At 62.9% G+C, this 22,034-nt stretch carries 21 protein-coding genes; 14 read left to right on the forward strand and 7 right to left on the reverse strand.

Annotated elements, in window-relative coordinates:
- Window positions 1-162: 162 nt before the first annotated feature.
- Window positions 163-684, reverse strand: a complete 522-nt coding sequence (locus V6S02_RS01240; protein ID WP_336399541.1) for an acyltransferase — start codon at window positions 682-684, stop codon at window positions 163-165.
- A gap of 186 nt (window positions 685-870) precedes the next feature.
- On the reverse strand, window positions 871-1,815 hold the full coding sequence (locus V6S02_RS01245) for a hypothetical protein (RefSeq protein ID WP_336399542.1): 945 nt from the start codon (window positions 1,813-1,815) through the stop codon (window positions 871-873).
- Between the two features lie 263 nt (window positions 1,816-2,078).
- Between V6S02_RS01245 and V6S02_RS01250 the strand changes: the two genes are divergently transcribed.
- The 10 genes from V6S02_RS01250 (at window position 2,079) to V6S02_RS01285 (ending at window position 13,285) form a co-directional block, all read left to right on the forward strand.
- Window positions 2,079-3,176 (forward strand): polysaccharide pyruvyl transferase family protein, encoded by a 1,098-nt coding sequence (locus tag V6S02_RS01250; protein ID WP_336399543.1) that lies wholly within the window; start codon window positions 2,079-2,081, stop codon window positions 3,174-3,176.
- Window positions 3,173-4,066, forward strand: coding sequence for a glycosyltransferase family 2 protein (locus tag V6S02_RS16950; RefSeq protein WP_442927884.1), 894 nt, complete (start codon window positions 3,173-3,175; stop codon window positions 4,064-4,066). The genes V6S02_RS01250 and V6S02_RS16950 overlap by 4 nt, the downstream gene beginning before the upstream one ends.
- Before the next feature lie 109 nt (window positions 4,067-4,175).
- Entirely contained in the window at window positions 4,176-5,300 is a 1,125-nt protein-coding gene (locus V6S02_RS16955) for a Coenzyme F420 hydrogenase/dehydrogenase, beta subunit C-terminal domain (RefSeq protein ID WP_442927912.1), read from the forward strand.
- Between the two features lie 45 nt (window positions 5,301-5,345).
- Window positions 5,346-6,776 (forward strand): lipopolysaccharide biosynthesis protein, encoded by a 1,431-nt coding sequence (locus V6S02_RS01255; RefSeq protein WP_336399544.1) that lies wholly within the window; start codon window positions 5,346-5,348, stop codon window positions 6,774-6,776.
- 188 nt (window positions 6,777-6,964) lie between these two features.
- Window positions 6,965-8,224: an O-antigen ligase family protein gene (locus V6S02_RS01260; protein WP_336399545.1), complete on the forward strand. Its 1,260-nt coding sequence runs from the start codon at window positions 6,965-6,967 to the stop codon at window positions 8,222-8,224.
- Entirely contained in the window at window positions 8,221-9,276 is a 1,056-nt protein-coding gene (locus V6S02_RS01265; protein WP_336399546.1) for a glycosyltransferase family 4 protein, read from the forward strand. The genes V6S02_RS01260 and V6S02_RS01265 overlap by 4 nt, the downstream gene beginning before the upstream one ends.
- Window positions 9,277-9,523: 247 nt before the next feature.
- Entirely contained in the window at window positions 9,524-10,225 is a 702-nt protein-coding gene (locus V6S02_RS01270; protein WP_336399547.1) for a glycosyltransferase, read from the forward strand.
- Window positions 10,226-10,239: 14 nt separating this feature from the next.
- Window positions 10,240-11,238 (forward strand): glycosyltransferase family 2 protein, encoded by a 999-nt coding sequence (locus tag V6S02_RS01275; RefSeq protein ID WP_336399548.1) that lies wholly within the window; start codon window positions 10,240-10,242, stop codon window positions 11,236-11,238.
- Window positions 11,235-12,314: a glycosyltransferase gene (locus V6S02_RS01280; protein ID WP_336399549.1), complete on the forward strand. Its 1,080-nt coding sequence runs from the start codon at window positions 11,235-11,237 to the stop codon at window positions 12,312-12,314. Before V6S02_RS01275 ends, V6S02_RS01280 begins: the two co-directional genes overlap by 4 nt.
- Window positions 12,314-13,285, forward strand: a complete 972-nt coding sequence (locus tag V6S02_RS01285; RefSeq protein WP_336399550.1) for a glycosyltransferase — start codon at window positions 12,314-12,316, stop codon at window positions 13,283-13,285. The genes V6S02_RS01280 and V6S02_RS01285 overlap by 1 nt, the downstream gene beginning before the upstream one ends.
- A gap of 13 nt (window positions 13,286-13,298) precedes the next feature.
- Here the strand turns inward: V6S02_RS01285 and V6S02_RS01290 are convergent, their stop codons facing one another.
- The 4 genes from V6S02_RS01290 to V6S02_RS01305 all read right to left on the reverse strand — a co-directional run bounded on the left by V6S02_RS01290 (window position 13,299) and on the right by V6S02_RS01305 (window position 18,164).
- Window positions 13,299-14,816: a sugar transferase gene (locus tag V6S02_RS01290; RefSeq protein WP_336399551.1), complete on the reverse strand. Its 1,518-nt coding sequence runs from the start codon at window positions 14,814-14,816 to the stop codon at window positions 13,299-13,301.
- Between the two features lie 132 nt (window positions 14,817-14,948).
- On the reverse strand, window positions 14,949-15,863 hold the full coding sequence (locus tag V6S02_RS01295; RefSeq protein WP_336399552.1) for a hypothetical protein: 915 nt from the start codon (window positions 15,861-15,863) through the stop codon (window positions 14,949-14,951).
- A gap of 5 nt (window positions 15,864-15,868) precedes the next feature.
- Window positions 15,869-17,419 carry a polysaccharide biosynthesis tyrosine autokinase gene (locus V6S02_RS01300; protein WP_336399553.1) on the reverse strand — a complete coding sequence of 517 codons (1,551 nt, stop codon included), beginning with the start codon at window positions 17,417-17,419 and terminating at the stop codon, window positions 15,869-15,871.
- Window positions 17,420-17,570: 151 nt separating this feature from the next.
- Entirely contained in the window at window positions 17,571-18,164 is a 594-nt protein-coding gene (locus V6S02_RS01305; protein ID WP_336399554.1) for an arsenate reductase/protein-tyrosine-phosphatase family protein, read from the reverse strand.
- A 167-nt stretch (window positions 18,165-18,331) separates the two neighbouring features.
- On the opposite strand from V6S02_RS01305, the gene V6S02_RS01310 reads away from it, so the two are divergent.
- From V6S02_RS01310 to V6S02_RS01325, 4 genes are all read left to right on the forward strand, one after another.
- Window positions 18,332-19,024, forward strand: coding sequence for a CPBP family intramembrane glutamic endopeptidase (locus V6S02_RS01310; protein ID WP_336399555.1), 693 nt, complete (start codon window positions 18,332-18,334; stop codon window positions 19,022-19,024).
- Between the two features lie 243 nt (window positions 19,025-19,267).
- Complete coding sequence (locus V6S02_RS01315; protein ID WP_336399556.1) at window positions 19,268-19,795, forward strand: hypothetical protein; 528 nt, start codon at window positions 19,268-19,270, stop codon at window positions 19,793-19,795.
- Window positions 19,796-19,836: 41 nt separating this feature from the next.
- On the forward strand, window positions 19,837-20,418 hold the full coding sequence (locus V6S02_RS01320) for a hypothetical protein (RefSeq protein WP_336399557.1): 582 nt from the start codon (window positions 19,837-19,839) through the stop codon (window positions 20,416-20,418).
- A gap of 106 nt (window positions 20,419-20,524) precedes the next feature.
- Complete coding sequence (locus V6S02_RS01325) at window positions 20,525-21,271, forward strand: CPBP family intramembrane glutamic endopeptidase (protein WP_336399558.1); 747 nt, start codon at window positions 20,525-20,527, stop codon at window positions 21,269-21,271.
- A 58-nt stretch (window positions 21,272-21,329) separates the two neighbouring features.
- On the opposite strand, the gene V6S02_RS01330 is transcribed toward V6S02_RS01325, so the two are convergent.
- Complete coding sequence (locus V6S02_RS01330) at window positions 21,330-21,902, reverse strand: dihydrofolate reductase family protein (RefSeq protein ID WP_336399559.1); 573 nt, start codon at window positions 21,900-21,902, stop codon at window positions 21,330-21,332.
- Window positions 21,903-22,034 lie beyond the last annotated feature (132 nt).

Genomic DNA, 22,034 nt, shown 5'->3' on the forward strand with positions numbered 1-22,034 from the left:
GTGATCCAGGACGCTCCTTCCTACCAGATGCGCCCTGCTGTCTGCGTAACCAGGACTACTGCGCGACTCCGAAGTCGTTCGCATCAGCAGCACCGACCGTCACGCGTAGCGAACGTTGTGGCTTTCGCGGTGTTGCGATTAAGGGTCTCGGAGCGTGCGCCCTTACATCTCTGGTCGGTGTTCCGTCTCTGCGACTGAGTCGATCTGCTCGCGAAGGGTCAAGCCCGTCATATCGGCCTTGGCCGGCCAGGATAGGGCGCGCGTCTCGAATTCGGCGCGGGTGGTAATCAGGCGGGCGGGATTTCCCGCAACCACCACTCCGGGGGGAATTGACTTTGTAACCACCGAGCCCGCCGCAACGATCGACCCCCGACCGATTCGAACGCCGGGGAGGAGAATTGCGTTCTGCCCGACAAAGACGTCATCGTCGAGAGTGATGGGCGCATAGCGATAGCGGCGTCCGCGCTCGTCGCGAACATGAAAGCCGGTGCCATCATGTGTGAGGAATACCACGCCGCCCGTGATCGTCACTCGGCTCCCAATCGAGACGAGCCACGGCTCGCTGGTCGATATAGACGACAGGATCCGACAGTCAGCTCCGATTGCGACTCCTGCTTTTCGGGCTGCATGCTCCGGGCCCCTCAGCGCGCTTCGCAGGCGATTCATGATGCGATTCAGCTTCATGGTCGCGAGCGTACCGCCAGTCAGGCGTGGCTCGCGGACGTACGACTGCGTGGAGCGCACAAGCGCCTCGCGGTGAGTACAGCTTCACAAGAGCCGTGCTGAACTGTCGCAATCGCCCCAACCCACGATCTCCAGAAACCTAGGTCGCACGATCCTTTCCGAGATCGAGGCGGAAGGTGCAGGGCGCTAGCCAACAGACGAATGAAGGAGATTCTCTATCTCCGCGAGGTACTTCGAGAATGGGCGCTCGATTGCCCGCGCGCGTATGGCATCCATGCGACCACGGACTGATTCCGGATTCGATAAGAACCAGTCCACCGCGTTCCGCAACGCCAGCGCATCCCCTGGAGGAACAGTGGCGACCGCCAGATGTTCGTATCCCTCTACGCCCCGAATGGCGGACAGAATCACGGGAGTCCCGAACGTTGCTGCCGACATGAGTCGGACGTGCCCCGCGCTGACCGCCTTCTCCTGCAGTATGACCAGTAGCAGCTCGGCTGACGCCAGCATCTTGTCGTGCCTGTCCCGCGGCACGTCCGCTAACGCAGTTGCACCCGCACGAGCGGCCGCGCCCACGACCCGGGCTCGCTCCGTGCCTCGGGTGACGATGGTGAGCGGCCACCCCTCACCCTCTGCCGCCTCTAGAAGGGTGTCCCAGTCGCAGGCATTCCTTCCCGTCGAGAGATACCGGGTCCGTCCGGCCGGCGACCACCGGGCGGGCTCGGGGCGGAGTCTGTCGTCGAAGTAATAGAACGGAATCACATGGAGACGTTCCTTTGGTATTCCGTAACGATGGGCGTAGTCGTCCTTCTCCCAGTGAGTCATTACCTGTGCGCCTGCGACTACTCGGGGCAAGAGGAATTTGTAGGCGCGTGTGACCAGAGCGCCCTTTATGCCTCGCCGCACGGCGGGGAGGAACTCGACCAAAACCAAGTTGCGACGGCGTGAGATCCACATCAGAGTGGCGAGAATGACTAGGCCAAGCGGAGTTCTCTTACCCTCGTTGGTAAGGACGGCGTCCGCGCTGCGGCTGGCCTTGAATATCCGCCACGCCCGCAATGTCGGGTGCGCTGAATCGCCAGCCGTCGGATCGGTCGCCTTCAGAAGTTTGCCGTATTTGATGTCGCTCACCACTCGCATGTTGACCTCCCCGCCGGACAGACTATCCATGTGTGACACGTGATGATTCCCTCGCAAGTTTGTAGGGCGGTCGGAGTAGGGGTCGCCGTGTAAAGGCCAGGCAGAACACGGCGGCCGTCAGCGTGGCTCCGCGGGGTGATTGGGAGTCGCGGTTACCTGAGAACCTAAAGAGGCACGAGGCGTCACAAGGACGCTCAGGTAGCATTCCCACTACCAGTTCGGGCGCCGCTGCCCTGGAAACCTGAGGGGTGGGCATGCGAGTACTTGTGTTGTGGGCGGACGGTCGCTCCGCAAATCTTGGGGTCAGGGTGTTGGCAGAGGGTGCCGAGGTGCTGGCACGGGGAGCGTTCGGGCCCAAGACCGAGGTTGTTTTCCAGGACCTGGGGCCGAACGCTGAGGGCTTCCGTGTATCTACCGACTTGATCAAGGCTGATTTGGGGCGGCGTCGCGGCCCCATCAAACAATGGCTTCGGCAGTTCGACGCCGTCCTCGACACTGGAGCCGGTGATTCGTTCACGGACATTTACGGGCGCAACCGCCTTGCGCGCATCACGTATACGCAGCTCACCGCCCGTGCTCTCGATCTGCCGCTTGTGATGTTGCCACAGACTGTCGGCCCTTTCACAGGGCTCGGACACCGAGTTCTTGCGAGGCGCGTCCTCAAACGTGCGAGCGTCGTCATGACGAGAGACCGCGCCAGCACCGCCCACGCATCCGAACTTGGCCGGGCCGATGCCGTGGAGGGAACAGACCTTGTCTTTTCGCTGCCAACCGTGGTTGCCGATAAGACTCGGGATGTGGTCCTCAACGTGTCTGGGTTGTTGTGGCGGGAGAACCGCCACGTTGATTCCAGGCGGTACCGCGAGTCGGTGGTTCGCCTCATCGAGGGCTTGCTGGCGGCGGACCGCTCGGTCGCGCTACTCCCTCACGTGCTCGAGAACGCGACCCAAGACAACGACATGATTCCGCTCGCCGAGCTGGCTCGCAGGTACCCTGACCTAGAGATTATCGATCCCTGGACACTGGCTGATGCTAGGACGGCAGTTGCAAGTGCGAACTGGGTCATCGGCGCGAGGATGCACGCCTGTTTGAATGCTCTCTCAGTAGGAACTCCAGCGATCCCATGGGCCTACTCGCGCAAGTTTCAGCCGCTCCTGGAGGGCCTCAATTGGAGCGAGACTATCGATCTGAGGGTCGCAGAGGGCCCAGCTAGTGCGACGGTAGCTCGTATCACCAGCGCGGAGTCCCCTGTTGATCAGTTGAAGGAGAGTCTGCGAATTGCGGGGCGGAAGTCCCTGCTCGCTATGGAGGCTTGCCGCGAGATAGCCGGGAGAGGGGGAGAGGCGGAGTGAGGACTTCACGACGGACGGCTTTACTCGTTGTCAGCTTCAATTCGGCAGCTCTTCTTGAGGAGAACATCGCCAGCTCGGGTCTCGATTCTGTCTTTTCCACAATTGTCGTAGACAACTCAACCGATTCGAGAGAAGCGGCCAGCATCTCGAGTCTTGCCAAATCGCACGGGTGGGAATTGATCGCCACAGGTGAGAACCTGGGGTTCGGTGCCGCGGTAAATCTCGGTGCGCAGCGAGCACTCGAGCAAGGCGCTGACGCATTGCTTCTATTGAATCCTGACGCCCGGATCAGCGTTGACGATGCGCAGACACTTGTGGCGAGGGCGACCTCAGAGGTCATTGTCGCCCCAAAGATCGTGGGCCTAGACGGTCGCACCTGGTTCGGCGGCGGGTACTTGGATGAGCGAACGGGAGTCGTACAGCATCGCGATGGTGCCCGGGACTGGCTCACAGGTGCCTGTCTCGCCATCGACGGGATTGCGTGGAGACGGCTCGGAGGATTTGACGAGCGGTATTTCCTCTACTGGGAGGACGTTGATTTAAGTGTTAGGTGGCGCGCGATAGGGGGCCAACTAGAGGTGTTGGACTCCGTAGAAGCTGTTCACGCTGTCGGTGGGACGCAGCTTGGGAATCATTCGGGCAAGTCCGCCGCGTACCTGTACTTCAACAGTCGAAACAGGATCCTGTTCTGCCTCGAAAGGTCGGGCGCAGTTCGCGCGCTAGGCATTGCGTTACGCACACCGGCGTACTCTTGGCGGCTAGTGCAGCGAGCGCGTCCGGCGACAGTCCGCGAGCACCTTCAAGCTTGGAGCTCAGTGATGCGCGGTGCAATTGCTGGTGTGCGCGAAACCGTAGCCCAGCGGACCTCGGCCAGGGTGAGTCGTGGGTGACCGTCTTGAGCGCAACCTCCGACGCGTGGTAAGCAACGACAACTGCTCTGGCTGCGGTGGATGCACCCTCATTTCGTCGCGGGTTGAGATGGGCCTTGAGGGCGGATACATGCGTCCCAGAATTGTCACCGCTGCAAGCCGAGGAGTGGCGAGGGCAGAGGCCAGAGACTTCCGCCAGGTATGCCCCGGCCACCGGCTAACCGCGCCCCGAGCGGTTCGAGCGCACCCAACATTCGGCCGTTACGTGGTTGCATATGAGGGATTCGCGAAGGACCCAGACATGCGTGCTACGGGAAGTAGCGGGGGCGTGCTGACCGCCTTGGCTGACTATATTGTGCGGACTGGAAAAGCGACGGCGGTGAACGCTGTCGGGTCGTCCCAGTCGAGTCCCTCCCGGGCGGTACCAGTTCAGATTCGAAGCCGTGAGGATGCGCTTGCCTCCGCTGGGTCGCGCTACTCGCCGGTTGCGGTGATCGATGGTCGACGGAGCCTCGCAAGCGACCAGGCGCTTGTAGGAAAGCCGTGTGAAGTGTCCGCGGCCACCCGGTACCTCGGCCTCGAGAGAGCAGAGGATGGGCCAATCCTTTTGTCCTTCTTCTGTGCGGGGGTGCCGTCGCAGGACTCGACGACTGCTCTCCTTACGAAGCTCGGAGTTAACGTCGACCGAGTTCGCTCTCTCCGATATCGGGGTGAGGGTTGGCCTGGGAGCTTTGTCGCGTCGGATGCCGACGGCAACACGGGGCGTCTCAGCTATGAGGAATCCTGGGGTCAACACCTCGGCAAGACAGTTCAGTGGAGATGCAAGCTGTGTCCAGATGGAACCGGAGAACACGCTGACATCTCGGTGGGTGACTTCTGGAATGCCGATGATCGAGGGTTCCCCGTCTTCGAGAATGCCGAGGGCAACAGTGTTGTCATCGCGCGCAGCGCTCGCGGCGCGCAATTGCTCGAGGAAGCGGCAGCTGCCGGGGTCGTGGTACTGGCGACGCTTGATCTAGACCGAGTGGCGAGGATCCAGCCCCTACAAGTGAAGCGGAAGCGCGAGCTTGCGGGGCGCCTCCTGGGACGTCTACTTGTGGGAAAGAAGATTCCTCGATACCACGGGTACCACCTACTCCGTCTCGCTGGCCCGTTCTGGCGCGCAAACCTCGCAGGGGCGACAGGGGCGGCCAAGCGAAGTGCGCCCCAGTGGATGCGGCGACTTGCAGGCCGTCGAGCGCGCGATGGCGGTTGACCCGTGACGTCGGATGGGCTTGGAAGCAGTGCCTCACGCGGGGCGGTGATCACTGGCGCCGGTCAGCTCTTGCGTGTCACTGTGCAGCTCGTCAGCCTGGTCGTTCTCGCGCGGCTATTGCAGCCATCGGATTTTGGTCTTGTCGCAATGACGACAGCAGTCGTCGGCGTTGGCGAAGTGTTTCGGGACTTTGGACTGTCGTCCGCGGCGATCCAGGCAAAGAGCATCTCGGAAGCGCAACGCAGTAACCTGTTCTGGATTAACACGGGTATAGGTATTGGCTTGGCGCTGATAGCCATTGCATTTGGGCCCCTTGTTGCACTCTTCTATGGCGAACCTGCTGTTGTGGCTCTGATGGCGGCCTGCTCAACCACGTTCATCGCGAACGGGCTTGCAACTCAGCACCGCGCGGACCTCAACCGCCGTCTCCGATTCGGCGCACTCACCCTGGTTGACACGTGTTCTCAAATCCTCTCGGTCGTTGCCGCTATCGCGGTTGCTGTTGCCGGCGGTGGCTACTGGGCTCTAGTTGTCCTAACCGTAGGACAGGCATTCTTGGGCCTCATTGGAGTGGTTCTTGCAGCGCGGTGGGTGCCCCGATGGTACCGGCGGGGGGTGCGCATGGAGCAGTTCTTTCGCTTCGGTGCGGGCCTTGCCGGGTCTCAGCTGCTCGGGTACGCGAGCAAGAACGTCGACTCTGTCGTCTTGGGCGCGACACTCGGGCCAACGGCTGTCGGCTTCTACAACCGGGCTTACCAGGTTCTGATCCTGCCTCTGAATCAGTTCCAGGCTCCCTCCACCCGTGTCGCGCTTCCCGTGCTGTCACGACTAAGCGACGATCGAGTCAGGTACACCGCCTTCCTGCTGAGAGGCCAGACGATCCTTCTCCACGCGGTTGCCTTGATTCTTGCGCTCGCCGCGTCGCAAGCTCTACCCCTGTTCGATATGGTCCTAGGGCCAAACTGGCGCGAGTCGGTGCCGATCTTTCAGGCTCTCGCGGCCGGGGGACTTGCTTCCATGGCAAACTACGCGTGCTATTGGGTGTTCCTCTCGAAGGGACTCACCGTCAGCTACTTCTGGTTCTCCCTGATTACACGCCCGGTCGTCATCGCCGCTATCGTCTTAGGAGCCCTTATGGGAGGCTCTATCGGAGTTGCCTTGGCCTTCTCATCTGTGAGCCTCGCTCTGTGGCCAATCACGCTTTGGTGGCTCTCTCGCTGCTCGGATGCCCCCGTGGTTGATATGTTTGTGAACGGGTCCCGCGCTTTCCTGGTCTACTCTCTTGCCGCTTGCCTTTCATGGGCTTCAACCGCATTCTTGCCGAGTGACGCGGTGCCGGCGCTCGTCCTTCTTCTGATCGGCACCACAACCTTCGCGGCCACATTGGCTCTTTTCGCTCTGATTCTTCCCTCATACAGGAACGACTTGCACAGCATCCTTGACACAAGACGATTTCTTCGGGGCGGAGGATCATGAGTGGGTTCGGCGTTCACTCCACGTGGTGGGCTAATTCTCGAGACCGTGTGACGGCGAGGGAGTGGAATCCGAAGTGGTCGGCAACGGTGTGGTTACTTTGCACCTCATTCCTGACAGTTATTGTTCTCTCCGCTCTTCTGCCTTCACTGGCGACCTTCGGCTGGGCAGGTCTCGCTGTCGTTCCCGCGGTGACCGTGATCGTCTTCGTCGTGGCGGTCGTGCCGACCAAATTTTTGCCGGCTCTCGCGTTCTCCCTCTTTGCGTTAGGGATCACGCAGTTTGTGCCGAGCGGACTGCCGCTCGGAGTCTCGAGCGCCATCATGGTCGTGTGGTTCATCAAGCGCGTGCTTGCCGTCGCCCGTCCAAGTGTGTCGGTGGCAAGGCGATACGGGTCCACCTTCGCGATTAGCGGCACACGGACTCTCGTCCCCGCCCTCGCTGCCCTCCTGATTCTGTGGATCTTCCTACTGATCGAAATCGGATTCCTCGGGGCTAGCAGCGTCGGCTGGATACTGAGCTTCATCCCCGTAGTCGTGCTTCCCCTTCTTGTAGCTGACTTGTCCGAGGAGGCCCGCGTTCTTGAACGAGCTTGGACTGTACTAGGTGCAGTGCTCGGTTCTTACGCTGTTCTTGAGTTCGTGATGGGCGCAAACGTCCTCTACTGGGCGTTGGGCGCGGAATCCTCACAGCACTGGTCGGTGTATCGGGCGGAGGGGCCTCTCGGGCACCCGCTACTTCTAGGCACGTTCCTGGCAGTAGCAACGGTCCTGGCATTCGGACAGTGGCTCGAAGGTCGCCATAGCCAAAGCTTGGTCCTTGCGGGACTGGCAATGATGGGAGTACTCGCCACATCGTCGCGCGGTTCGCTGCTGGCAGTCGTCGCCGGGACCACGGTCGCTATCGTCGCGGTCATTCTAAAGCCGGGTAGGTCAAGACGGGGTCGTGCCTTCGGCCTGGTCGCGATGATCGCAGTCGGTGCCGCGGTCGTGTTGCCGCTGTCTCCCCTTTTTGATAGGTGGGTCTCGGATGAGGCTGGAGACTCCACAGCGGCACGCACCCAGATTGTTGAGCTCGCACTCTCTTTGGCAGCGCGGTCGGGATACCTCGGGTCCGGGGCGGGGACTTCGTCGATTGCTGCCCGAGACGCAGGCTCAACCTTGCCAATTGAGGCTTCACCACTCCAGATGCTCGTCAGTATCGGCGTACCGGGGCTTCTCTTGGTCGGTGCAATCGTGATCATCGCTCTAACTCGATCGTTCATGGGCTTCTGCGTTGCGGCCGCCGCTGGCTTGGGTGCCTTCATGGTCGCGATCAGCGGCTACAACTTCTTCGACGATCGGCGTTCGGCTCTCATCTTGTTGGGTGCGATCCTGATCATTGCTTTAGGGCGGGCTGCGAGCCTTCGCGCTGATTCGCTCGCCGAGGATCGCGGTCGGAGCGCAGCATGAGCAAGAACGCGCGACCGGTGATGTTGCACGTCGGGATCTATGGGGACAGGCCCGGTGGAATCGCGCAAGTAGTGAATCAGTACCTCGAATGGGGGCACGGCGCCTTCGAGGCGTGGGGTGTTCTCTCGACGCGGGGTCGACGGGATTGGGCCGCGCCCTTTCTCTGGGTGACTGCGGGATTGCGGCTCCTGTGGGCGCGTATGCGGTACGGACGTTCGATTGTGCTTGTCCACCTCTCGGCAAACGGCTCGTTCATACGTGAGGGTTCCCTGGCGCTCCTGTCTCGATTCCTTGGACACAAGGTCGGGCTTCATCTACACGGCAGTCAGTTCCCAGATTTCAGCCGCAGACGTCCGGGAATCGTCAAAGCGGTCTGCGGCTCGGCGCAGGTGGTCTTCGTGCTCACAGATGAGTCGAAGAGAATCCTTGACAGCACCTTGCGCGGGAAACGCACTCGACTCGTGCGGCTATGGAATGCCGTCGAGGTCCCGCCGGATGTTCCGACGAAGACGAAGACTATTCTCTTCGCGGGTGAGGTCGGTCACAGAAAAGGCGTGGATGTCCTCCTTGCGGCGTGGGATCAACTCATAGACATTCGGCGTGACTGGATCCTGATTCTCGCGGGGCCGACCACGGCCGATGTCCCCCTGACGCGCTTCTCGGGGCCGAGCATCCGGGTTGTGGGCGCGGTACCGCACGAGGAGGTACTTGTCCTCCAGTCGCGCGCATCAATTGCCGTCTTGCCGTCACGAAACGAAGCAATGCCGATGTTCCTGCTGGAGAGCATGGCCCGCGCGTGCGCCGTTGTGGCTACTCCAGTCGGACAGGTTGAGGAACTCGTGCGGGATGCTGGCCTGTTAGTCCACGTCGGGGATTCCGCAAGCCTCGCAGATGCCCTTCGTCAGTACATGACCTCACCTGTGCTGCTCCGGGAAGCAGCGCGCGCCGCCCGCGAACGGGTCAAGACAAAGTACTCGGCTGACGGGATCCGCCAAGTGCTCGAGCTGGAATGGTCCCGACTGGCCAAGGAAGAGGTGCACAAGCGTGAATAAATCTCCTTTGATCGCCGATATTGCAGGCGCAAGGGCAGTACTAGTCGCCTCCACTGGGGGTCATCTCGCGCAACTCCATCGACTAGCCCCTCAGCTTCGACTCGCGGAGCGTCCGCTGTGGGTGACATTTGAATCGGAGCAGTCGAAGTCGTTACTTGCGAATGAGAGAGTTGTCTACCTCCCGTACATCGCCCCCAGAGACTTTAGGGCGGTCATGAGTTCTGGCGCCATCGCACGCAGACTTTTAATGGATGAGGACTTCGACGTCGCAATAAGTACGGGTGCGGCTGCTGCGCTACCGATTCTTCCGAGAGCTCTGCTCAAAGGGAAGAAGGTTGTGTACATCGAGAGTGTGTCTCGGTTCGAGGGGCCATCATTAACTGGTCGCATCATGGGCTCTCTCCCCGGGGTGAAGTTGTTCACGCAGCATCCGGAATGGGCGAACTCGAAGTGGATTCACAAATTCTCGGTGTTAGATGACTTTGTGTCGGTCGAGACCGGCCGAAGTCCTTCCGAGCGGCTACGGATATTCGTGAGTCTCGGGACGATAAGGCCGTACCGGTTCGATCGCTTAGTAGATCGTGTGAGGCAAATCGCGCCGCATGGAGACGTCTGCTGGCAACTCGGGGAGACTGTCCGAGATGATTTGCCTGGAAAGGTGAATGCCTATCTTCCGGCGGCCGAATTCGAGAAACAGGCCCGTTCCGCGGACGTGGTCGTCACCCACGCCGGGGTGGGTACAGCCCTGGCGCTCCTCGATCTCGGAATCTATCCAGTACTGGTTGCGCGACGTTCCAGCCACCGCGAACATGTCGATGACCACCAGCTACAGATTGCCAAGAGGCTGCAAGATCTCGGCCTCGCGATATCGCCAAGCGCCGACGAGCTAACCCTTGAGCATCTCCAGTTCGCGGCAAGTCGCCGCATCAACCGATTGGGGGTTTCGTGATAGACAGCCAATCGGTGACGATAATCGCCACATTGCACAACTCCGGGAGCCTGGTGTATCAACTGCTCCAGCGACTTTCGTTACATCGCGATGAGGGCCACGAGATTGTGCTGGTAGATGACGGATCTACGGATGGTACTGCTGATCGTCTTCGAGAGTATGCCGATAGGTGTTCCGGCGTGAAGCTTATCGCTTCTGCCGAGTCCCATGGTGTGGCTCGCGCGCGATCACTCGGGCTCTCGGAGGCGCGTGGAGACTTCGTCTGGTTTGTGGACGATGATGATGCGTGGGACCCGACTATCGTTTCACAGTTCCTGCGCGCTGCACGAGAAAGCGGCGCGGACATAGTCGTGTGTCGTGCTGATCTCCGGCGGACTGAGGGCGGTGTCGGCACCGTTATCGACGGCATCGACGCTGACATTGTGGTTAGTCGTGACGACGCGTGGAGTCTCCTTTTGGCAGGGAAGCTCAACGGTTATCTCTGGAACAAGATGATCAAACGCACGCTGCTCGGCGCCGATCCTTTCGAGAGACTGTCGTCTCAATCCGATTTCACAGGGGTGGCGAGAGCGGTCGCACGCTGCCGTTCGGTCCGTTTCATCCCAGGAATTCTTTACTTTCATATGGTGCGTGAGGGTTCCATCACGCGGAGCCGTGACCCGAAACTTCAGAATCTGCAGCGCGCGCATGACGTGGCGCTCGAGCTTCATTCTGGGCCGATGAACCAGAGTCTAGAATCCGCAGCGGTCTCCTTCTTCACAGCATGGTTCCTGGTTTTGCCCCTTGGGAATACTCCCACAAGGGTGGGTGCGAATTGGTCTACCCGCTTCGATGGTCTGACGCTCGCTCGACAGGTCACCCGCGGCTTGCTGATGGCCGATGTTCGCGCCTACTCATGGAGGGTCTATGTGACGGTGCTTCTGATGACGAAATTTGGTGTTCCCTACTTGCTTGCTCTTGATTTTGCCCATCGTGTAAGGCGGCTCGGCCGAATGATTGGAGAACGCAAGTGAATGTCCTTGTTCTAAGTACGTCATTGCATGGCGGCGGCGCGGAGTACGTAGCGCGAACGTGGGCGAAGGGCCTAGAGGACCGCGGTTACACCGTTGTCGTCGCGACAACCGCGGGAAAGGGGAGCGAACGGAATCCTGAAGATCCGATGCGAAGGGCCTATTCGTTGGGTGGTCGCGGTCTTCTTCAGACAGTCGTTCGACTGCGTAAGCTGATCCGGAAGAACCAGTTTGACGTTGTCGTTTCGCTCCAAACCTTTCCAAACCTGGCTGCGATTCTGTCCAGTTTTGCTTTTCCTGCGGCACGTCGACCTCGCGTCTTCGTGAGCGAGCGAAACCTCGTATCTCTGGGCCTGCCAGGATCATCGATTACTCACAAGTCAAAAATCTGGCTGGCACGGAAGCTCTATAGTCAGGCTTATGGTGTGATCGCGATCTCGCACCCGGTCGCGGCCGAGCTCGTGAGTTGGTTCGGCGTACGTGGCGAGCGATGCACGGTCGTACCCAATCCCGCCACCGCAAAGGTGGCGGGCATACAGCGTCCGATAATGCGACCGGTCGATCTCACCGCACCGATCACCCTGGTGATGCCGGCTCGTCAAGTGACCCAGAAGCAGCCCTGGCTCGCGATCCAGGCGGCCCGTGAGCTGATGGATCGCGGCTACTTGGTGTCTGTTGTGGCGTACGGAGCCGGGCCACTTAGCCGAAGCACTGCGTCCCTCGCGGAGGAGTTGGGCGTCCCGTACCGGGCTGCCGGCTGGGTTGAAGATTGGTGTGCTGACCTCCCAGCAAATTCGGTGGTTGTGTTGACGTCCCGCCGCGAGGGATTCGGCAATGTCCTTGTCGAGTGTGCCGCTGTAGGCGTACCTGCGGTCGCGCTGTCTAGTGCGCTCGGGGTGGCGGATGCGATCGTGCCTGGCGTAACCGGTTACTTCGCGCTACGCGGACACGCAGAATCAGTGGCAGATGCCGTCGAGGAATGCTCGCATCTACAGGAGCTGGACATCACGCCCTGGCTCCGGCGGTTTACCTCAGGGAAGAGCCTCGATTTCCTCGAGGAAGTGCTGACGGTGCGGTGATGAGATCTGTGATTCGCGCCATGCATTCGGTCGCTGCACCAGAGCCTCACAAGACCCGGTTCATCGATCACATCGTTGAGGGAGCTGCTCCAGATGTACGGATCGAGACCTTCACCTGGAAGCGGGCCGTGCAAGGCGACTTCGATGTCTTCCACATCCATTGGCCGGAGCGGTTGCTGCGCAAGGGATGGTTGAAGACATTTGTTCTGCTCGCCTCGCTGAGGGCGAGAAAGATTCCAATAGTGAGGACACTACACAATCTTGATCCTCACGAAGCCGGCGGAGCCTGGGAGGCGCGGCTTCTAAGGCTCATCGATCGAAGAACAGAGATGTTCATTCGCCTCAACAACCACACGCCATTGCCCGCAGACGCTCAGTCGGTGACTATTCCCCACCCGCACTATCTGCCGCGGGTGAGCCGCAGGAATGCTTCCGATGCAGTGGCGGGCCGCATTCTCTACTTTGGTATCGTTCGGCCGTACAAGGGGGTGCAGGCCCTCATAGACGCATTTCGTGACGCCGCGCCCCCTCAAACGGAGTTACGTATAGTCGGAAGTGCAACCGGTGATAGAGGAGCCGGTGTTCGTCAAGCTATGGTCGATGACCAGCGAATAACCGCTCGCTTGGAGTATGTAACGGACACGGATCTCGACAACGAGATCGCCGCAGCGGAGCTCGTTGTTCTTCCCTACCGGCACATGCACAACTCCGGAGCCCTCTTTCTGGCCCTGAGCCATGCGCGACCTGTCCTCGTGCCACGCAACCCTGTGAACGAAGACATTAGCCAGGAAGTCGGTCCTGGATGGGTGTACCTATTCGACGGTGACCTAGACGGCAAACAACTTCTCGACGCACTACGTGGTGCGCGTCGCGGTCTGCCCGTCCTGCCACCGAACCTTTCGAACCGCGACTGGGTCGTGCTGGGAAATCAGCTCCGCGACGCCTATCAACGGGTCTTACGCAGTCGTTAGCTTGCCGAGTCCGCTAGTACGCTGTGTCGCCGGGCGTCAGGGCTGCTCGAGCAGTCTTCGCGATGATTGCGAGGTCGCCCAGGAGTGACCAGTTCTCGACGTATGACAGATCGAGCCGCACGGTGTCCTCCCAGGAAAGCCTGGACCTGCCGCTCACCTGCCATAGTCCGGTGATACCTGGCTTAACAAGGAACCGACGATGGACGTGGGTCGAGTACTGAGCGACCTCCCGCGGGAGCGGCGGGCGGGGGCCGACGAGCGACATCGAACCCCCGACTACGTTGAACAGCTGCGGAAGCTCGTCGATGCTGTACCTCCGCATGACCCGCCCAATCGGGGTCACGCGCGGATCGTTCCTCATCTTGAACATGACCTCGTTGCCCGCGTCCCGAGTCTCACTATGCAGGTTCTCGAGCAGTTCTTCGGCGTTTACCACCATGGAGCGGAACTTGAGCATCGTGAACTCTTTGCCGTGATACCCGATGCGCTTCTGACGGAAGAGAACGGGGCCCGCGCTGGTCAAGCGAACGGTCAGTGCCAGCGCGATGAGCAGGGGGCTGATGATGATTACACCGATCACCGAGATCACCAGGTCCATCATCCGCTTGATGATTCGCTGGCCCGAGCTGAATCGCGGCGTCTCCACGTGGACGAGGGGAAGCCCAGCGACGGGGCGCATGTGAATGCGCGGGCCAGCGACATCCAAGATGCTCGGGGCGAGCACGAGGTGCTGCCTACCCGCCTCGAGACCCCAAGAGATTTCCTTGACCTTGGCCGGCGGCAGCTCGTCGGTGCTCGTGATGGCGACAGTGTCTGCGCCGGTGGCAGCGATCGCCCGGTCGACGGCATCGACGTTCGCCATCACCGGGATGGCGGTACCGGGAATGGTACTCGCTACCTGGCCTTTGGGCACGCACGCCCCTACGACCACGTAACCGGCGGTGGGGGTCCGCCCTAGTTCGCGGGCCACCTGGGCGACAGACTCCTCCGATCCAACGAGCAGAACACGCGCGCTGAATGAGCCGTTCTGCCGCTGAGCATTGAGCCATTGCCGCCAGAGCCACCGGGTGACGAGCAGCATGGCGATCCCGAGCGGGAGCGAGATGAGGAGGTACCCGCGTGCCACGTCGATGCGCGTGAGGAAGGCGACGATGGCGATCGCGCCGAACAGGCGAAGGCTTGCATCCGCAACGCGAACGTACTCGGTCATCCCGTGTCCGATGATGCGGTGGCTGCGCGAGTCGATGAGATTTAGCGCGAGCATCCACACTACGACCAGGAGCCCCGAGAACACCCAGTACGAGAACTCGGTGATGCGGCCGTCTTCACGCATTGCCACCTGCGCATTGCCGAAGCCGAACCAGAGCAACTGGGTTCCGTACACTGACCACACCAGCGCAAGGAGGTCACTGATCCAAAGCCGACGCGAGTATCTCTTGCGCCAATCTGTCGTGGAACGCGGTGAGCGAACTGTCGCGGGTCGCCGCTCCCGGGAACCCGGAACCTGTGGCTGAAGGGCTGTGGCTGTCATGTCAAGCGATGTCGTTGTCGAGATGGTCTCAACGTGTGACGTCACTCAGTCCCTTTCCCCCCAGGTCAATGCTTTCCCCGCATGAACGATAGCAAAGACAATGTATCGCTCTGGTTACCGGGTCGCTACGAGTCACATCACGCTCTCGAGTACCAGAATGGTCTCTCCCGACCACACCGCCACGTCCCCGTTTATCGTGGTGAGAGCTGCGAGTGCAGTGGGATCGGTGCCGGCCGCGCAGCCAACAAGTTGAGCACCCGCGGGGTCGCTCTCGGCGACTCGACTGACAGCGGTGCCCTCGCACGCGGCGTCCGAGTGGGCGAGGAGAACGTCGGACCCGACAAGCGTCAGCGCTGCGACGCCGCTGGGCGCGAGGGCTGCCCATTCTGCGCCGGTGCGTACCCTGGCCACGCCATCGCAGATGAGTGCGGCAGTGTCGCCGCTCGCGCGTAGGCCGGTCGGCGCCGGGCAGGGAGCGGGGACCGGTTCGCCGGAGAAGATCACGACGCTCGGGTCTGCGGGGTCGACGTAGCGCGAGACAGCGAGCACCTCAGGGTAGGGCTCCCAGAACTGGCCCTCCGTGTAGGTGCGGAGGGCCTGAACCTCGCAGGCAGGGCCAACGGCGGCGACCATCTCTGCGTCAGCGGCGGTGAACGCACTCAACCCTAAAATCTGGCCAATGCCGAGGTAACGCGGAGTTACATCGGCCCAGGTCACGCCCCCATCATCCGATCTCTCGATCAGCGGCTCGGTCACGCCGCACTCGCCCGCTACACCGCGCCACCACACGGCGCCTCCGGTGGCGAGGAATCGTTCGTCGGCGCGACTGGTCGCCGATGCCGGGCTCGGTGCCTCCGAAGTCGGTGTCGGCGTGGGTGTCGTCACCCCTAGCGTGAACGATGGCACCGGGTTCGGCTGTGTGGCGGTTTCTCCTCGGGAGCGCTGCAGCGCGAGCGCAGCAAGCGCCACGACGATGATCGTGAGTGCGGCAACGCCGGCGACCGCGACCCAGCGGGCACCGGTGAGGTTCACCGAGCGTCGAGACACGGAGGTCAGCGCTGCGGCGCTCGCCCGACATCCGCAGGCCTGCGGACCGTCGCCTCGGCGCCCGCCGGACGCTCACCTCTCTGAGGCGTTGTGGGTGCGGGAGCCGGAACCGGCGCGGCAGCAAGCGGCGCGCCACGGCGACGCCCTGCGCCCTTCTCAGCTTTCGCGCGCCGGCCCTTTGCCGGCTGCTCCTGGAAGTAGCCGTATCCGTACCCGTATCCGGCGCCATAGGCGTAGTACGCGTCGGGTCCGCGGGTGGGCACCATCGTCATAACGAGACCCGCGACTTTGGCGCCGACGGTCTGCAGCGCGTCCATGGCGCCGTCGAGCTGGTGGCGGTTGGTCTGGCCCGACGCGACGATGACGATCGCACCGCTCGTCGCCTTGGCGAGAATGGCGGCGTCGGTCACAGGAAGGAGCGGCGGGGCGTCACAAAGGACGACGTCGAAGTCGCGCTCCAGCACCTCGAGCAGGGTGTGCATCTGCGCCGAACCGAGCAGCTCGCTGGGGTTCGGCGGCACCTTGCCCGCGGGGAGAACGTAGAGGCTCCGCTGACCCCACGGCAGCATGACGTCGCCGACCCGAGCGCGGTTGATGAGCACGTCTGTCAGGCCCGCGCCGCCCTCGATGCCGAGGTACTCGGCGACCTTGGGCTTGCGCAGGTCGGTGTCGATAAGCGCGACGCGCTTGCCGGCATCCGCCAGAGCGATCGCGAGGTTGATGGTCGTCGTCGACTTGCCCTCGCTGGGCACGCTCGAGGTGACAACGAAGCTGGCGCGGCCGTCCATGTCGAGGAACTGCAGGTTGGTTCGAAGCGCGCGGAACGATTCGGCGCGTGGGCTGAGCGGGTCGGCGTGCACGATGAGCGGCCGCTCCTTGACCTTCGGATCGAAGGGGATCGCGCCGATCATCGGGCGGTCAGTGACCTGCTCGACATCGCGCGGCGAGCGGATGCGGGTATCGAGCACCGAGCGGAGAACCGCGGCGCCGACACCGAGAGCGAGGCCGACGAGCCCGCCAAGCGCGAGGTTCAGGGGGACGTTGGGGCTGGAGGGGGAGAGCGGCGGGAGGGCATCCTTCACGCGAGTGAGGCGAACAGGGCTTGTCTCGGAGCCATTCGGCGTCTCGATCTGCTCCACCGCAGACGTGAGGCTTGACGCGAGCGCATTCGCGATGTCGGCAGCCGCAATCGGGTCGGGGTCAGTCACCGTGATTGTGATGAGCGTGGTGTTGAGCGCCGAAGACGCCTCGACCTTGCTGCCCAACTGTGCCGCGGTGATGCCGAGGTCCAGCTCGGCGATGACGGGGTTCATCACAATGGGCGTGTCGACCAGGTTGGTGTACGTCGTCACGCGTGCTTGTGTGAACGTATTACCCTGCTGAAGCTCCTGAATCGTGGAGCCGGTCTGGCTCGACACGAAGACGGTGCTCTGAGTCTCGTACTGAGGGGTCCGCGTCAGCGAGTAGGTCGCCGCGACACCGATGCCCAAGAGCGTCGCGACCACGATGATCAGCCAATTTTTCCGCAGAATGCGGATGTAGTCGATGAGCTCCATGGTGCCTCTCGTGTCCCGAACTTGCGGACCATACTGCCATGGGGGTGTTTCGGGGGAGTGTCACGGGGTCTCGGTACGGGAGCTGCGCCGGTACTCGACCACCCGAGTGGTGGTCTCGATACGCAAGCTTTGCCGGCTACTCGACGACCGGCTACTGGAACGCGAGTTTTAGGGCTCGGACCGTGGAGTTCACGGCGGGGTCGAGTTGGGCGGCCGACAGCTGGTAGGTGTTCCACGACCGACCGTAGGGGTCGACGACGTCGTCGTCGGCGGGGTCGGCGGGTGGGAGGACGAGGCCTCGCTGCGATGCGACCGCCGCCGCTACTGCGCGGACGCGCAATGACGGGTCTGGGCCGCCGGCCTCCGCGGCTGACTGCAGCTGGTGGTCGGTCAGCGAGTCTGCGAGGCGGGCGAACTCGCGGATCGTGAAGGTCGACCGCATCCGCGACGGGGCGAGCTCGACAACTTCGCGGCGGTGGTCGCGAGTCATGGCGAAGATGACATCGGGGGAGCTGAGGTGGTTCTCGCCGAGGAACCGTGCGCGGTGCAGCGCCGTCTCATCAGGCGACACTCCGAGTGCGTGCGCAAGCTCGACCGTCTCGGGCGTCATCGGCGAATCGGTCATGCCGCGGGTGCCCGCAGAGCCGACGACGACGTCGAGCGGCGCCAGCCGGGTCTTCAGAAGGACGGCGGCCAGGGGCGACCGGCAGATGTTGCCGGTGCACACCGTGAGGATCTCGAACACCGAGTTACCTTTCCCCCGCGGGGTAACGTGAGCGAGTGCTCGATCACTCTAGCGACGTCGACGCCACGCCCTCGCGCCGCGAGCGGCACGGTTCATCGAGTGAGTCATCGGCTGGCGACATCCGTCCCCGGCGGTCGTCCTCGCGCAAATCTCGAACGGACTGGCGGGTGGGCGGACGAACCGTTCGTCGCTGGCGGGAGTGGGCGTTCGCGGCGGGTCTCATCGGTCTCGGTGTGGGGGTTCTCGTCGGTGCGTTGGTCGAGACGGTCTGGGCGTCGCCCTGGGCTCCGATCGCAGCGACGGGGCTCGTGTGGATCGGGATGCTGGTGCCCACCATCCTCGTCTTTCGGCGGTCCCGTCCCGTCGGCCTCCTCCGCTTCCGACCGCTCGATCTGCTGTGGGGACTCGGGCTCGCGGTCGCCCTGCGGATCGTTCAGGGATCAGTCGCCCAGTCGGTCTCGGGCGAGTCATCCCTCCCGTCTATTACGACGATCGACGGCGCCACCGCAGACGGGTGGTGGGTGGAGGCTATCCTCGGAGCCGTCGTCATCGCCCCGGCCGTCGAGGAATTCTTCTTCCGTGGCCTCGTGCTCGTGACCGTTTTCACCATTCTGCGGAGGCCCCTCGGCCATCTTGCTGCGGGGATCATTGCGGGCATGGTGTCGACAGGACTCTTCGTTCTGGCTCACTCGATGACCGGAGACGTCTCGATCGACGCTGTCATCGCGACGACACTGCTCGGATTCACCTGCTCCGCCGTCGTGCTGCTCACCGGCCGCATCTGGGGGGCCGTTCTCATTCACGCGGTGTACAACGCGAGCTTCGTTGTCCTCGCACTGATGGGCACGGTCTTGGCGTAACGCGTGCTGCCGATTTCGGCGACACGCCGCACATTGTCCCCCGAACGGGGGACAAGCGGTCGCAAAATGTTACTTCCCAGTAACTTTCCAGGTTGTGGTAACCCCTTGCCGTGTGCGTACGATGGGACAGCACCGGCGACACAGCTCACACTCAGCTGTCATTCATGTCGCTTTCAATTTGAACATCGACAGCTTCGCAGCGGACCTTGTGGGGGGTACCAGCGCATGATCAAGAAGACTTTTGTGGCGACCGGAATTGCCGGTCTCCTCGTTCTCGGGGCAGCTTCGGCGGCTCAGGCGGACGACTACGCATCGGCGGTCGACGTCACCGCCGGGGACGTCACCCTGACCCCGGGTCAGGCCACCGTCATCACGGCGAACAACGTCGACGGGCAGGCCACGTTCTCGACCACCGGCCCGGGTGTCGGCGAGAACACGCTGACCTCGGTTGCCTTCGCGGCGACGACTGGCAGCGACACCGCTATCAAGCCGGTGGACGAGAACCGTCGTGCGCAGGCCACCTTCACCGCCCCGACGGCAGGTGGGACGTACGTCATCTCCGTCGAAGACGCTGACGGCGACACCGACACCATCACGCTGACCGTCGCGGCCGCCACCTCCGGTGGGACCGGAGGCTCAGGCGCGCTCCCGGCCACCGGTGGCGACGCGGTTCCGGCCGCGGCCATCTGGCTCGGCGCCGGTGCGGTGGGACTTGGCGGCATCGCCGTGACCGCTGCCGTGGCCCGTCGCCGCGCAGCAACCAACCGCTGACCTTTTCATTCACAAACGGCCCTTGTGGGAGGACCATCACCATGTTCAAGAAATTCCTCGCAGCAGCCGGCGTCGCCGGTCTTCTGGTTCTCGGTACCGCGGCTGCGGCTAACGCCGACTACGCCAGCGAAGTCGATCTGACCGCGCAGGACGCAACCCCGACTCCCGGTCAGTCGACTCTTCTCACGGCGACCGGCCTGGTCGACGGCCCGGTCATCTTCGGGACTGAAGGCCCTGGCGTCGAGCCGAACACACTCTCGTCGATCGCGTTCGCTGCGGAGTTCCCGACGAGCGTCGTTGAGAAGACGGCTGTCGACGGTGTCGCGACCGCCACCTTCACCGCTCCCCAGACCGCTGGCGAGTACGTGGTGACCGTTTTTGACTCTGAGCAGAACTCGGCCCAGATCACCATCACGGTGGCCGCCGCGACCGGTGGAACCCCCGGAACCCCCGGCACCCCTGGCGCCGGTGGTGGAACTGGAACCGGCGGCTCGCTGCCCGCGACCGGTGGCAACGCGGTTCCGGCCGCGGCCATCTGGCTCGGCGCCGGCGCCGTCGGACTCGGTGGCATCGCGATCACCGCAGCGGTGGCTCGCCGCCGCGCGGCCGCCAACGCCGAGTAAGGCATACGGCCTCAGTACACCGATTCAGACAGCGACCCCGGGCCAGTGCCCGGGGTCGCTGTCGTTGCGTCGTGAATCGGCGAGCATTGCGGATAGCATTTTCTCTATGTCTTCCGTCCCGGGCGTCACCCCGGGGCAGCCATATCTCTTCACCCGGTCGTATCACCAGCCGTGGCGGGCGCTTCTCATCGCCGCCGGCGGGTTCGCGGCGGCGGCTCTCCTTCTCTTCGTCGTCGACGCGACCGGACCGATGTGGGCGGGCATGCCCGGATGGATCGCCGCCGTCGCATCGATCTTCGCTGCGAACGCGCCGCTCATCATCGCCGTCGCAGCCGCAGCCGCGTTCACGTCTCTGATCGGATTCGCGCGGGCCACCGGCATCCGTCACTGGATCTGGACCGACCTCTTATATGGACTGTTCGTCGGCATCGTCGCCCGCGCGGTCGTCGAGCTCGTCGCGCCGACCCTCGGCGGGTTCGGCGGGCCGCTCGGTGGAGCGCTGACGGGGGACGCGACCATCGCGTTGGCGATCGCCGCGTCGGCCGCGGTGCTCATCTCGCCCATCATCGAGGAGCTTTACTTCCGAGGGCTGCTGGTCCGCGCGCTGTTCGACGCACTGTCAGACGCCGGGCGGATCGGTGCGTCGATCGTCGCCGTCACGACATCGACCGCGGCGTTCGTGCTGCTGCACGTCGTGGCCGCCGGGTCGCTCGTGCCGGTCGGGCTCATCATCGGGTCGCTCGTGGTCGGCGTCGGGTGCGGGGTGTTGACCGTGGTGACCGGACGGCTGTGGGCGGCGATTGCCGCGCACGTGCTCTACAACGCTTCGGGGTTGGCGCTGCTGCTCTGGTGAGCCCGCGTTTCGTCTCGCTTCGCTCAGTCAACGACCGGAGTGGTGGACTCGCCTCAGGTCAGCGGACCACCTCGTAGATCAGCTTGAGCACGCCGTTCGAGTACGCCTCCGACTCCCGGAGCACAAGCCGCCGCTCGGGGTGCGGCTGCTCGGCGAAGACGCCCTTGCCGCCCCCGACCAGTGCGGGGAAGACCAACAGGTTGTACCGGTCGATGAGTCCTTCGTCGGCGAGGCGCCGTGCCAACTCGGCACTGCCGTGGATGAAGATGGCACCCCCGTCGGTCTTCTTCAGTTCGGCCACATCAGCTGTGGTGCGCAGGATCGTCTGCTCGCCCCACTGCGGATGCAGCGCGCTCTCGCTCAGCGTCGACGACACCACGTACTTCGGCAGCGGGTTGTAATCGGCGTGGTCGGCAGAGGTCGGCCAGAAGTCGCGGAACGACTCGAAGCTGCGCTTGCCGAACATGAGCGCCGACGTCTCTTCGAGCTCGGCGACCTTCAGGTCGAACGTCTCCGGCACCAGATTCGTTCGGAAGACCCAGCCTCCGCCCGGATGCCCCTCTTCGACGCCACCGGGGGAGTCGACCACCCCGTCGACCGTGATGAACCCCGTCCAGACCAACTCGCGCATCTTCTCTCCTTCGGATTGCTTTCACAGATGCGTCGAGTGGGGCGGGCGGGAATCGACATGGGGGGCGTTTCGACTCGTCTCGATTCGCCCGCTCGACGATCGCAGCGCTCCGGTTCCTACGCTCGCTCGACG

It is taken from the genome of Microbacterium sp. CCNWLW134, assembly GCF_037083565.1.
GTDB lineage: Bacteria > Actinomycetota > Actinomycetes > Actinomycetales > Microbacteriaceae > Microbacterium.

What these genes read in the sequence shown, in the direction of transcription:
- V6S02_RS01240 (WP_336399541.1), bottom strand. Translation starts at nt 684, where the DNA reads ATGAAGCTGAATCGCATCATGAATCGCCTGCGAAGCGCGCTGAGGGGC.
- V6S02_RS01250 (WP_336399543.1), top strand. Translation starts at nt 2,079, where the DNA reads ATGCGAGTACTTGTGTTGTGGGCGGACGGTCGCTCCGCAAATCTTGGG.
- V6S02_RS16955 (WP_442927912.1), top strand. Translation starts at nt 4,176, where the DNA reads ATGCGTCCCAGAATTGTCACCGCTGCAAGCCGAGGAGTGGCGAGGGCA.
- V6S02_RS01265 (WP_336399546.1), top strand. Translation starts at nt 8,221, where the DNA reads ATGAGCAAGAACGCGCGACCGGTGATGTTGCACGTCGGGATCTATGGG.
- V6S02_RS01270 (WP_336399547.1), top strand. Translation starts at nt 9,524, where the DNA reads ATGGATGAGGACTTCGACGTCGCAATAAGTACGGGTGCGGCTGCTGCG.
- V6S02_RS01285 (WP_336399550.1), top strand. Translation starts at nt 12,314, where the DNA reads ATGAGATCTGTGATTCGCGCCATGCATTCGGTCGCTGCACCAGAGCCT.
- V6S02_RS01290 (WP_336399551.1), bottom strand. Translation starts at nt 14,816, where the DNA reads ATGACAGCCACAGCCCTTCAGCCACAGGTTCCGGGTTCCCGGGAGCGG.
- V6S02_RS01300 (WP_336399553.1), bottom strand. Translation starts at nt 17,419, where the DNA reads ATGGAGCTCATCGACTACATCCGCATTCTGCGGAAAAATTGGCTGATC.
- V6S02_RS01320 (WP_336399557.1), top strand. Translation starts at nt 19,837, where the DNA reads ATGTTCAAGAAATTCCTCGCAGCAGCCGGCGTCGCCGGTCTTCTGGTT.
- V6S02_RS01325 (WP_336399558.1), top strand. Translation starts at nt 20,525, where the DNA reads ATGTCTTCCGTCCCGGGCGTCACCCCGGGGCAGCCATATCTCTTCACC.
- V6S02_RS01330 (WP_336399559.1), bottom strand. Translation starts at nt 21,902, where the DNA reads ATGCGCGAGTTGGTCTGGACGGGGTTCATCACGGTCGACGGGGTGGTC.